Annotated in this window: 13 protein-coding genes; 11 read left to right on the top strand and 2 right to left on the bottom strand. The window is 66.0% G+C overall.

What is annotated here, in order from left to right; genetic code table 11:
* Window positions 1-5 precede the first annotated feature (5 nt).
* From KGQ91_RS13035 to KGQ91_RS13020, 4 genes are all read left to right on the top strand, one after another.
* Entirely contained in the window at window positions 6-239 is a 234-nt protein-coding gene (locus tag KGQ91_RS13035; protein WP_163650551.1) for a hypothetical protein, read from the top strand.
* A gap of 103 nt (window positions 240-342) precedes the next feature.
* Window positions 343-849, top strand: coding sequence for a hypothetical protein (locus KGQ91_RS13030; RefSeq protein WP_224421148.1), 507 nt, complete (start codon window positions 343-345; stop codon window positions 847-849).
* 85 nt (window positions 850-934) lie between these two features.
* On the top strand, window positions 935-1,942 hold the full coding sequence (locus KGQ91_RS13025; protein ID WP_163650553.1) for an NAD-dependent epimerase: 1,008 nt from the start codon (window positions 935-937) through the stop codon (window positions 1,940-1,942).
* 22 nt (window positions 1,943-1,964) lie between these two features.
* Window positions 1,965-3,302: a UDP-glucose dehydrogenase family protein gene (locus tag KGQ91_RS13020; protein WP_224421147.1), complete on the top strand. Its 1,338-nt coding sequence runs from the start codon at window positions 1,965-1,967 to the stop codon at window positions 3,300-3,302.
* A gap of 99 nt (window positions 3,303-3,401) precedes the next feature.
* Here the strand turns inward: KGQ91_RS13020 and KGQ91_RS13015 are convergent, their stop codons facing one another.
* The gene (locus KGQ91_RS13015; protein ID WP_163650555.1) at window positions 3,402-4,400 is read right to left on the bottom strand and encodes a YeiH family protein; all 999 of its coding nucleotides are present in this window, start codon (window positions 4,398-4,400) and stop codon (window positions 3,402-3,404) included.
* 112 nt (window positions 4,401-4,512) lie between these two features.
* On the opposite strand from KGQ91_RS13015, the gene KGQ91_RS13010 reads away from it, so the two are divergent.
* The 3 genes from KGQ91_RS13010 (at window position 4,513) to suyB (ending at window position 7,078) form a co-directional block, all read left to right on the top strand.
* A complete protein-coding gene (locus KGQ91_RS13010) occupies window positions 4,513-5,403 on the top strand; it encodes a LysR substrate-binding domain-containing protein (RefSeq protein ID WP_163650556.1) in 891 nt (296 codons plus the stop codon).
* Window positions 5,404-5,621: 218 nt separating this feature from the next.
* Window positions 5,622-5,906: a UxaA family hydrolase gene (locus KGQ91_RS13005; protein ID WP_163650557.1), complete on the top strand. Its 285-nt coding sequence runs from the start codon at window positions 5,622-5,624 to the stop codon at window positions 5,904-5,906.
* A gap of 2 nt (window positions 5,907-5,908) precedes the next feature.
* Window positions 5,909-7,078, top strand: a complete 1,170-nt coding sequence (suyB, locus tag KGQ91_RS13000) for a (2R)-sulfolactate sulfo-lyase subunit beta (RefSeq protein ID WP_163650558.1) — start codon at window positions 5,909-5,911, stop codon at window positions 7,076-7,078.
* Between the two features lie 52 nt (window positions 7,079-7,130).
* Here the strand turns inward: suyB and KGQ91_RS12995 are convergent, their stop codons facing one another.
* On the bottom strand, window positions 7,131-8,168 hold the full coding sequence (locus KGQ91_RS12995; protein ID WP_163650559.1) for a LacI family DNA-binding transcriptional regulator: 1,038 nt from the start codon (window positions 8,166-8,168) through the stop codon (window positions 7,131-7,133).
* A gap of 176 nt (window positions 8,169-8,344) precedes the next feature.
* Between KGQ91_RS12995 and KGQ91_RS12990 the strand changes: the two genes are divergently transcribed.
* From KGQ91_RS12990 to KGQ91_RS12975, 4 genes are all read left to right on the top strand, one after another.
* The gene (locus tag KGQ91_RS12990; RefSeq protein WP_163650560.1) at window positions 8,345-8,551 is read left to right on the top strand and encodes a hypothetical protein; all 207 of its coding nucleotides are present in this window, start codon (window positions 8,345-8,347) and stop codon (window positions 8,549-8,551) included.
* Window positions 8,552-8,615: 64 nt separating this feature from the next.
* On the top strand, window positions 8,616-9,800 hold the full coding sequence (locus KGQ91_RS12985; protein ID WP_224421146.1) for a TRAP transporter substrate-binding protein: 1,185 nt from the start codon (window positions 8,616-8,618) through the stop codon (window positions 9,798-9,800).
* Window positions 9,793-10,338, top strand: coding sequence for a TRAP transporter small permease (locus tag KGQ91_RS12980; protein WP_224421145.1), 546 nt, complete (start codon window positions 9,793-9,795; stop codon window positions 10,336-10,338). Before KGQ91_RS12985 ends, KGQ91_RS12980 begins: the two co-directional genes overlap by 8 nt.
* 11 nt (window positions 10,339-10,349) lie before the next feature.
* On the top strand, window positions 10,350-11,657 hold the full coding sequence (locus KGQ91_RS12975) for a TRAP transporter large permease (RefSeq protein ID WP_224421144.1): 1,308 nt from the start codon (window positions 10,350-10,352) through the stop codon (window positions 11,655-11,657).
* Window positions 11,658-11,748: the final 91 nt, after the last annotated feature.

The following is an 11,748-nucleotide window of genomic DNA, read 5'->3' as shown; positions in this document are numbered from 1 at the left end:
AGGTCATGTCGAACAAGCGCGTTAATACCTGGAAGGCACGTCAGCACCAGTCCGGCAGCATCTATACGGACAAGCAGATCGAGCAGTACCTGTTCCTGCTGATCTATTCGGGGCGTCACAGCGATGCGGAAAGCCTGTTCGCCGAACTCCGAAAGATGCTGCCGGGCGTGGATCCCACGCAGATGAACCGGGTCGCCCATCAGTTCGCTTCCGAACTGAAGAACGCCGGCCTGTATTAATCGAGGTACGTCCGAGAAAGCGGCGGGCCATCGGACGGACCCGCCTGACGTCAGCAAGGGATCGCGCTACCCTGTATGGCTTTGCCGTGGACGAGAGCCGAACATGCCCGCGTTGATCTTCTTCACTTCGTTGCTGGCACTGAGCGGTATCCTGGCCGTTTCCCTGGTGCGTCTCGCGAGGCGCCGTATCGCGGCTCGCAATACCCCGCCCGCCGGCGCCCGCAAGCGGCGCCGGTCCGGCAGCTCGCCCAAGGCCTCCGGCGCCCGTCGCCAGCGTTCCTCGACTGGCAGTGGTAACCGTTCCACCGGTCGCGCCGGTGGCAAGTCCGCCTCCTCTGGTTCCCGGCGTGGCTGGCGCCTGCCCGCCATGCCGACCCTGCGAGTGCCCTTTCCGCGTGGCATGGCGGCCTGCCTGCCGCTGGGGCTGCTGCTGGGGCTGATCGCCGGGGCCGGTCAGCTGTCTCTCTACGGCCTGCGTCAGGCGCAGGGCGCGCTGAACGACCCGCGGCTGAGTTCGCTGGACAACGCGCTCGCCGCGATCTCGCTGGGTGCGCTGGCGCTGATCGTTCTGGGCGTGCTGGGACGGCTCTCGGCACGGCGGGCGACCTGATGCTCGGCATGGCCTCCATTCACCCGTTTTCGCCCTGCGGGACACACGCGGTCGTGTGCCCGACATTGCCTGGTGCATTGCGTTCATGAACATTCTGATCACCGGCATGGCCGGCTTCATCGGTCATGCGGTTGCCAGACGGCTGGCTCGTGAAGGACACGCCATCGTCGGCATCGACAACCTCAACGACTATTACGACATCACGCTCAAGCAGGCCCGTCTCGCGGACCTGGACGCCTTCGACAACGTGCGTTTCGAGCGTATCGACCTGGCCGACGGCGAGGCCATGCAGCGGTTGTTCGCCGCCGAGCGCTTCGATCGCGTCGTGCACCTGGCCGCCCAGGCCGGGGTGCGCTATTCCCTCGACAATCCGCATGCCTACGTCCAGTCCAATCTGGTGGGGCATCTCAACGTGCTCGAGGGGTGCCGCCATCAGCAGGTCGGCCACCTGGTCTATGCCTCGTCGAGTTCGGTCTACGGCATGAACCCCAAGGTGCCGTTCGATACCCGGGACCCGGTCGATCACCCCATCAGCCTGTATGCCGCGACCAAGAAGTCGAACGAGCTGATGGGGCACACCTATGCCCATCTGTACGGCATTCCCATGACCGGGCTGCGCTTCTTCACCGTCTACGGCCCCTGGGGGCGCCCCGACATGGCGCTGTTCAAGTTCACCCGGGCGATCCTCGAGGGGCAGCCGTTGCCGGTCTACAACCACGGCGAGCTGTCGCGGGACTTCACCTATATCGACGATATTGTCGAGGGCGTGGTGCGGATCCTCGACGTGGTGCCCACCGGACACCCCGAGTGGCCGCAGGAGGCCACCACGCCGGACACCGCCCGGGCGCCGTTCACGCTCTACAACATCGGCAACGGCAGCCCGGTGGCGTTGATGGACTTCATCCGTGCCATCGAGCGCGCCACCGGCAAGACCGCGCTGTGCGACTTCCAGCCCATGCAGGCCGGCGACGTGGTACAGACCTGGGCCGACACCGAGGCGCTGTTCGAGGTGACCGGTTACCGGCCGCAGATGAGCGTCGACGAGGGCGTGTCCCGCTTCGTCGACTGGTATCGCGACTTCTATCAGTGTTGATTTCCGACTCAAGGAACGCCTCATGCAGATCACCATCTTCGGCACGGGCTATGTAGGTCTGGTCACCGGCGCCTGTCTGGCGGATGTCGGCCACGAGGTCCTGTGCATGGACGTCGATGCCGACAAGATCGCCCGTCTCGAGGCCGGCGAGATTCCCATCTACGAACCGGGGCTCGAGGCCCTGGTCAGCCACAACGTCGCCGAGGAGCGCCTGCGCTTCACCACTGATCCGGCCGCCGCCGTGGCCTTCGGCACCCTGCAGTTCATTGCCGTGGGCACGCCGCCCGACGAGGACGGCAGCGCCGACCTGCAGTACGTGCTGGCGGTGGCGCGTACCATCGGCGAGCACATGGACGGGTACCGGGTCATCGTCGACAAGTCCACCGTACCGGTGGGCACCGCTGGCCGGGTGCGCGAGGCGGTGCGCGGGGCACTGGCGACACGCGGCAGCGAGCTCGATTTCGATGTCTGTTCCAATCCCGAATTCCTCAAGGAAGGCGCAGCGATCGAGGACTTCACCCACGGGGCACGGATCATCGTCGGTACCGATTCGCCGCGCGTCGAGGCGCTGATGCGCGAGTGCTATGCCCCCTACAATCGCCACCATGAAAAGCTGATGTTCATGGACGTGAAAAGCGCCGAGCTGACCAAGTACGCGGCCAATGCCATGCTCGCCACCAAGATCAGCTTCATGAACGAGATCGCCAACCTCGCCGAGCGGCTGGGGGCGGACGTGGAGGAGGTGCGCCGGGGCATCGGCTCCGACCCGCGTATCGGCTACCATTTCATCTACCCGGGCTGCGGCTACGGCGGTTCCTGCTTTCCCAAGGACGTCCAGGCGCTGGCGCGCACGGCAGGCGAGGTGGCGTACCGGGCCGAGCTGCTCGAGGCGGTGGAGGCGGTCAACCATCGTCAGAAGGCGACACTGTTCGCCAAGCTGTCCCAGGCCTTCGACGGCGATCTGAGCGGCAAGACGGTGGCACTGTGGGGGCTGGCCTTCAAGCCCAACACCGACGACATGCGCGAGGCGCCCAGCCGGGTGCTGATGGAGGCGCTCTGGGCCGCCGGCGCCCGGGTGCAGGCCTACGATCCCGAGGCGATGGCCGAGTGTCGCCGGCTGTACGGCGAGCGCGACGATCTGGCGCTGGTCGAGGGCCGCGAGGCCGCCGTGACCGGTGCCGATGCCCTGGTGATCTGCACCGAGTGGAAGGCCTTTCGCAGTGTCGACTTTGCCTGGCTGCGGCGGACCCTGACGACCCCCGTGGTGGTCGACGGGCGCAATCTCTATGACCCGCAGGCGGCGCGCCAGGCCGGGCTGCTCTACTATGCCGTGGGGCGTGGCGCCTCGCTGGTCGACTGACACGCGCGTCGTGACCCACGACGAAGACGAAGGGGCCCCGACTCGTTGAGTCGGGGCCCCTTCGTCTCTTTGCGTCTGTGTCGCCGGGGCGACGGCGGGTCAGCCCATCAGCAGCGGGGTGACCAGCATGCCGCCGCCGATCAGCATGGCGAACAGGCACAGCGCCAGCAGGAATGGCTTGATGCCCAGCGCCTTGAGCCTTTCCAGGCGTGTCTCGAAGCCCAGGGCTGCCATCGCCATGGCCAGGGCGATCTGGCCGATCACCACCAGCCCCTCGTGAAGCGGTGCGGGCAGGGCGATGAAGCTGTTGAAGATCACCACCGCCAGGAAGCCGAAGGCGAACCACGGAATCACCAGTCCGCCACGGACCACCTCGGTCGTGTCGTCGGCGGCCCGGCTGCGGATCCACCACTGGCCGACCACCAGCAGGAAGGGGACCAGCAGCATGACCCGCACCAGCTTGACGATGACGGCATTGGCCAGTGCCTGCGGGCCGACCGCGTCGCCGGCGGCGACCACTTGCGCCACTTCATGCACGGTGGCGCCGATGTAGATGCCGAACAGCCCCTCATCCATGCCGGTGAGCGGGTAGAGCAGCGGATAGACCAGCATCGCCAGCGAGCCGAACAGCACCACGGTGGCCACCGCCATCGAGGTGGCCGCCGGCTTCGAGCGAATCGTGGTCTCGGTCGCCAGCACGGCGGCGGCGCCGCAGATGGCGCTGCCGGCACTGGTCAGCAGGGCGGTCTCGCGATCGAGCCCCAGCAGGCGCGTGCCCACCCAGTAGCCGACCAGGAGCACCGTGGTGATGACCAGGGTGTCGAGCAGGATGACCTTGGGGCCCAGGCCCAGTACCTGCTGCAGGGTCAGCGACAGGCCGAACAGCACGATGCCGCTGCGCAGCAGCCAGCGGGTGGCGAACTGCAGCCCCGGACGGGCCTGGGGCAGGCGACCGATGAAGGGCAGGTTGCCGATCACCAGACCGAGCAACAGCGAGAAGACCAGCGGGCTGATCCCGCTGTCGGCGATGCCGGGCGCATGAGCCAGCAGGAACCCGCCGAAGGTCAGGCCGGCGCAGAGTAATAGACCTTGCCACATGGTAACGCTCTCCCGTGTCTGACGATGTCGTCGTTGTATTGCTCAATAGGCTAATCGGGAATAGCGTTATGTGTTATTGGATAATAACGAAATGACTATTAAGTAGAACCGTATGCTACCCCATGTCACCTTTCGACAATTGCAGGTTTTCGTCGCCGTGGTGCGATTCGGCACCGTCAGCGCCGCGGCGCGCCATCTCAGTCTGTCACCCTCGGCGACCAGTCAGGCCCTGGCCGACCTGGAGCGCCAGCTTGGCGTGGTGCTCTTCGAGCGGCTTGGACGACGCCTCGAGCTCAACGACGCAGCGCGGCGCCTGCTCCCCCACGCCGAAAAGGTGCTCAACGGGCTCGACGACCTGGTGGTCGCCGCCCGCGAGCCCGAGGGAGCGCTGCAGGGCACTCTCCACGTCGCGGCCAGCGCGACGATCGGGACCTATTTGCTGCCGACCCTCGCGGGACGCTTCATCGAGCAGCATCCCGATGTGGATCTCCAGCTGCGCCTGCGCAACACCGAAGACGTGATGCGCGACATCCTGCGTTTCGATGCCGACCTGGGGCTGATCGAAGGGCAGTGCACCGAGTCTCGGCTGGTCAGCGAGGTATGGCGTCAGGATGAGATGGTGGTGGTTGCCGGCCCCCAGCACCCGTTTGCGCAGCGCGACAGCCTGGATGCCGAGGCGCTGCAGGCGGCGCAGTGGATCCTGCGGGAATCCGGGTCGGGGACGCGCTCGATCTTCGAGGCGGCGATTCATGCCCACGTCGAGCGCATCCGTGTGCGCATGGAGCTCGATCAGCACGAGGCGATCAAGCAGGCCGTGCGCGCCGGCTTCGGCCTGGGCTGCCTGTCCCGGCTGAGCGTGGCCGGCGAGCTCGAACGCGGCGAGCTGGTGGCCCTGCCGTCGCCCCTGCACCTGACCCGGGCCTTCTCGCTGGTCTGGCACCCCGAACGCTATCGCAGTCCCCTCTGGCAGGCCTTCAAGGTCTTCCTGCTCGAGTCCCGCTGATCACCGGCGCCGGCGTCCGTTCCGGCCCTCTCGCTTCGTTCCCTCCGTTGTTTCGTGTTCCACACTGCGGCGCCTTTCAGGGCCGTGGCAGGCATGTGTGCGTCTGTCGGCCGCATTGATAATCTTGTCGAGATTGCTTGACTGTCCTATATACTATGTCATATACATGAGTTGAGGCGACGCCGAGGCGTCGCTCGGGCAACAACAAGGAGAGGAGCATGAGCATCGATTTCGTGGTCCACGATGCCGACGACGCGGTCGGCGTGGTGGTGGTGGAAGGGGTCCAGGCGGGTCAGACGCTGACCGGCTGGGTAATGGATCAGGACAAGACCCTGCAGTTCGAGGTCAAGGACGCGATCCCGATCGGCCACAAGCTGGCGATCCGCGATCTCGCCGAGGGCGAGACGGTGATCAAGTACAGCGTCGACATCGGGCGGGTGGTGAAGCCGATTCGCCAGGGCGAGCACGTTCACGTTCACAACGTCAAGACCAAGAGGTGGTAAGCATGGAACTCAAGGGACGTACCTTCCTGGGCTATCGTCGGGACAACGGCCGGGTCGGCATCCGCAACCACGTGATCGTGCTGCCGGTGGACGACATCTCCAATGCCGCGGCGGAAGCGGTGGCCAACAACATCAAGGGCACGCTGGCGCTGCCGCACCCCTATGGCCGGCTGCAGTTCGGCGCCGACCTGGATCTGCACTTCCGCACCCTGATCGGCACCGGCTCCAACCCCAATGTTGCCGCGGTGATCGTGATCGGCATCGAGCCCGGCTGGACCGGCAAGGTGGTCGACGGCATCCGTGCCACCGGCAAGCCGGTGGAAGGCTTCTGGATCGAGCAGAACGGCGACCACAACACCATCGCCGCGGCCTCGCGCAAGGCCCGCGAATTCGTGCAGTACGCCACCGAGCTGCAGCGCGAACCGTGCGACATCGGTGAGCTGTGGGTTTCCACCAAGTGCGGCGAATCCGACACCACCTCCGGGTGCGGTGCCAACCCCACCGTCGGCGATGCCTTCGACAAGCTCTACGCCGAGGGCTGTACCCTGGTGTTCGGCGAGACCTCCGAGCTCACCGGCGGCGAGCATCTGGTGGCCGCGCGCTGCGCCAACGACAAGGTGCGCGAGGAATTCCAGGCGATGTTCGACCGCTACAGCGCGATGATCGATCGCCACAAGACCAGCGACCTGTCCGAGTCGCAGCCCACCAAGGGCAACATCGAGGGCGGGTTGACCACCATCGAGGAAAAGGCGCTGGGCAACATCCAGAAGATCGGCAAGGAATGCCGGGTCGACGGCGTGCTCGACAAGGCCGAGACACCCACCGGGCCGGGGCTGTGGTTCATGGATTCCTCGTCGGCGGCGGCAGAGATGGTGACGCTGTGCGCGGCATCCGGCTACGTGGCGCACTTCTTCCCGACCGGCCAGGGCAACGTGATCGGCAACCCGATCCTGCCGGTGATCAAGATCTGCGCCAATCCGCGCACGGTGCGCACGATGGGCGAGCACATCGACGTCGATGTCTCGGGCCTGCTGCGCCGCGAGATCAACATGCCGGAGGCAGGGGATCAGCTGCTGGAAATGCTGCTGCGCACGGCCAACGGCCGGAATACCAGCGCCGAGGCACTGGGGCACCGGGAGTTCGTGTTCACGCGCCTCTACGAGAGTGCGTAAGGCGATGGGTTGCCAGAGGCACGGGCGGCGGATGGGGCAGCGACGAGCTGCCTCACGCCGGCTCCATCTCGTGCAGCGGCGGGGCCGTGGTGCCCCGCAGCACCACTCGCGCCTCGAGCACCTGACGATGAGGCGTCTGGTCACCGCGAATGCGCGCGACCAGGGTGTCGGCCACCAGCCGGCCCACCTCGGCGGAAGGCGCGGCCACGGTGGTCAGTGCCGGGTGCATGAAGCGCGACTGCGGCAGGTCGTCGAATCCGGTGATCGACAGGTCGTCGGGAATCGCGATACCTGCCTGTGCCGCGGCGAACATGGCCCCGAACGCCAGCACGTCGTTGCCGCAGAGTATCGCCGTGGGGCGGGGCATGAGCCGCATCAGTTCGGCGAATGCCGCCGCCCCTTCCTCGATCCCGTACTCGACGGTGACGACATGGTCGTCGGCCAGGTCGAGCCCGGCGGTCTCGAGTGCCTGACGAAAGCCCGCCAGGCGAGCGCGGGCGCGGTCGTTGCCGTCGACGGGCGCCGAGATGACGCCGAATCGGCGGTGCCCGAGGTCGATCAGGTGCTCGGCCAGATGCCGGGCCGGGGCGGCGTTGTCGAAACCGATGCTCGGCCAGTCCGGGTCTTCCTCGCTGTGCCAGCAGGTCAGGTAGGGCACCTCGTGACGCCGGAACAGTTCCAGCGTGGCGGGGAGGTGATCATGGCCGATCAGCACCGCACCATCGATACCCTGCTGGATCAGGGTGCGCAGCGATTCGACTTCCTCATCGAGACTGTAGCGATAGGTGGCGATCAGCAGCCGGCAGTCGTACTGCTTGAGGCGCTGCTCGAGGCTATCGATCATCGCGCTGAAGACCGGGTTGTCGAGCGTCGGCACCAGCGCGCCGATGGCGCCGATACGCCGCGAGGCCAGCGCCCTGGCGGTGCCGTCGGGGACATAGCCGAGGCTGTCGATCGCCGCTTCCACCCGGTTGCGCAGCCGCTCGCTGACATGCGGTGCCCGGTTGAGCACCCGCGACACCGATGCCGTGGAGACGCCGGCTTCCCGGGCGACGTCCTGGAGCAACGTGCGTTTGGCATCCCTGTTCATGATGAGCCTCTTGAGTGTTTGCTTGAGCGTACCACCCGCGTCCGGCAGGCCCCAGTCATGTTGACGAACGTCTAACTGGACAGCATGTGGACCCTTGACTAGCTTTGAGAGTAGCTTAATTGTAAGCGCTTACAATAATGGCTTGTAAGCGACCGCACAACAACAACAGGAGAGGCATGATGCAGACGACGAAAACCACGTCCCATCGCCGCCATGGTCGCATCCTGCTGGCCATCGCGGGCCTGCTGATGGCGGTCTTTCTCGCGCGAGTGGCCCTGGAAAGCGCCGGAATCCCGCTTTTCTCGCTGTCACCGGCGGAGGAGGCGGTGCTGCTCGTTGCGGCCGTCGCCTGCTTCATCACGGCCTGCATCCGACTCGAGTAGCGGGCCAGGTGGGCGGTCGAAATCCCACCATGCAGCACCACGATAACAACACAGGAGCTTCAGCATGCTACGCCAATCCAGACTCTTCACACGCACGTCCGGCGACAACGCCGAGCCACAGCGCCCCGAGCGCCGTCACTTTCTGAACATGGTCGGCCGCTACGGCTTCACGACCGCGCTGATCGGGGCGCTCGGCGGCAGCCTGTTCTCGGAATCGGCCATGGCCGCCATCTCCCAGGAGGAGGCCGAGCGTGAAAAGGCCGCGGACACGGTGCTGGTCATGGCCACCGGCTATCGGCTCGGGGCCTCGCGCGCCTATCCGATCATGCAGCTCAACTTCAAGGAGAACCTGCAGAACTTCAGCCGCGGCAAGCTCTACGTGCGTCTGCAGCCGGGCGGCCAGCTGGGCGCCGGCGGCGCCCTGATCACCAAGGTGCAGAACGGCACCATCGCCATGGCTCAGCACTCGATGTCGAACCTCTCGGCGTTCGCACCGGAGGTCGACCTGATCAACATTCCCTACTGGTGCGGCGAGAACCAGCACCTGATCAACCTGGTCACCTCCGACACCTGGAAGGACGTGGTGCACGGCAAGGTCGAGGATCGCGGCTTCAAGGTACTGTCCTACGTCTGCATCGACCCGCGGACGGTGGCCGTGCGCAAGGGGCTGCTCGACCATCCGGTGCGCACTCCCGACGACATTCGCGGCATCAAGTTCCGCGTGCCGTCCTCGCAGATCCTGCAGAAGGTCTACAAGCTGGCCGGCGCCAACCCGACGCCCGTGGCCTGGGGCGAGACCTCCTCGGCGATGAAGCAGGGCGTGGCGGATGCGCTGGATCCCAGCGTTCAGGCGCTCTTCGTCTACGGCTTCACCGATGTGCTGGCTTCGATCTCGACCATCCAGTCGGTGCCCGATGCCCAGGTCTACACCTGCAACAAGCAGTGGTTCGACGCTCGGCCCAAGGACGTTCAGGACGCCATCATGCGTGCTTCCGACGTGACCTTCCGCGAGAACCTGGCCAAGGTGCCGGCGGCGCGGGCCTACGCCTACTACGAGATGCGTCACGCCGGCATCGACATCTATTCGCCGACCGAGGACGAGGTCGCCCAGTGGAAGGCCAAGTGCGGTCATCAGCTGGAGACCTGGAACGACCTCAAGGTCCAGCTGGCCGGGTCGATGGACAACTTCAACGCGTTGCTGGAGGCGACGGGGGTGTCAAATGGCTATCACGTCGACAGCAATGTCTGAGAAAAAGCCGCAACGCCGCTCATGGGGCGACCGGTTCTCGGTCCTCGATCGCCGGGTCGAGCGCTGGGTCCTGCTGACGTTCTACGCCTTGATCATCACCACCGTGTCGGTCGAGGTGCTGCGTCGCTTCCTGCTCGATTATTCGTCCGTCTGGGGCGAGGAGCTGTCGCGCTATGCCTTCATCTACCTGGCGTGGATTGCCGCGGCCGCCGCGGTCAGGGACCGTGCGCACATTCGCATCGACGTGCTGGTCAATCTCGGCGGACCGCGGGTCCGCCGGCTGGCCTGGTGGCTGTCGGACATCGCCACGCTGGTGCTGGCGATCTGGGCACTCTGGCTCTCGCTGTCGCCGGTGATGACCTCGCTGCAGTTCGGTTCGGTGACGCCGGGGCTGCGGGTCTCGCAGGCGATCTTCCTGGTCGCGATCCCGCTGGGCTTTCTGGTCGTCGCGGGGCGGGTCGTGCAGTCGATGGTGATGGATATCCAGCGCATGCGCCGGGGCCAGCCACCGTTCGATGGCAACAAGCTTTTCGATTGAGGAGGTGACGCATGGAATTTCTCGCTGCACAGCAGGCCGTGTCGTCGCTGGACTGGACCTTCTATCTGCCGCTTGGGTTGCTGGTGGCGATGATCGCGCTCGGCGTGCCGGTCTGGGTCTCGATCGGCCTGGGCGCCCTGGGCATGTTGACGCTGACCGAGACGTTGCCGCTGTCGGTATTCGGCGAGGCGCTCTTCGACGGCATCAATGCCTTCGCGCTCATCGCGGTCCCGCTGTTCATCCTGACCGGTGACGCCCTGGTGCGATCGGGGTTGTCCGACAAGCTGCTCGACGTGGCCGAGGCCACGGTCGGCGGGTTGCGGACCGGGCTGGGCAACTCGACCACCCTCGGCTGCGGCTTCTTCGCCTGCATCTCGGGCTCGGATGCCGCGGGGGCGGCGGCGGTGGGGCGCATGACCATCCATCGCCTGGTCGATCGCGGCTATCCGCTGCCGGCGGCCTGTGCGCTGGTGGCGTCGGGGGCCTGTACCGGCATCCTGATCCCGCCCTCCATCGCCTACATCGTGATGGGGCTGGTGCTGGGCATGTCCGCCTCCACGCTGTTCCTGGCGGCGGCGATCCCCGGGGTACTGGTGATGATGTCGGTGATGCTCACCAACATGCTGATCAACCGGCGCTATGGCTACGAGGCCGAAAAGTCGCCCTTTTCCTGGCGGCGCTGGCTGAGCACGGTCTGGGATGCCCGCTGGGCGCTGTTCGTGCCGGTGGTGATCCTCGGCGGCATCTACTCGGGCATCTTCACGCCCACCGAGGCCGCAGCGGTGGCCGTGGTGGTGGTGGTGATCATCGGTCTGCTGCAGAAGCGACTGGTGCTGGGCGACATCCCGCGGATGCTCGAGTCCTCGGCGCGGGTCTGCGGGGTGATCGTGCCGATCATCGCCGTCTCGCTGCCCCTGGCGCAGACGCTCTCCAGCCTCAACATTCCGCAGACCCTGGTCGGCGGGGTGAGCGCAATGACCGACTCGCCGACCCTGATCATCCTGATGATGATCGGCATCCTGGTGCTGGCCGGCTGCGTGATGGAGACCACGCCCAACATCGTCATCCTCTCGCCGTTGCTGCTGCCGCTGGCGCAGCAGGCGGGCATGAACGAGTTCCACTTCGCCATCCTGATGGTGACGACGCTGGGGCTGGGCTTCATCACGCCACCCCTGGGGCTGAACCTGTTCGTCGTCTCCGGTCTGACCCGCTGTTCGGTACTGGCGGTGGCCCGGCATGCCGTGCCGTTCGTCATCGGGATGCTGGCGGTGGTGCTGCTGGTGGCCTTCGTGCCCTGGCTGTCGACCTGGGCCCTGTAGGCAGGCAGTGAACCAGCTTTGATGGGCAATGGGATGCGTGACGAATTGTAAGCGCTTACATAAATGGTATGTCTCGCTATCCAAAACGTCG

This window comes from Modicisalibacter tunisiensis (assembly GCF_020148005.1).
GTDB classification, from domain to species: Bacteria; Pseudomonadota; Gammaproteobacteria; order Pseudomonadales; family Halomonadaceae; genus Modicisalibacter; species Modicisalibacter tunisiensis.
The sequence above is the reverse complement of the archived record's forward strand: the minus strand, read 5'-3'. Positions and strand labels throughout refer to the sequence as shown.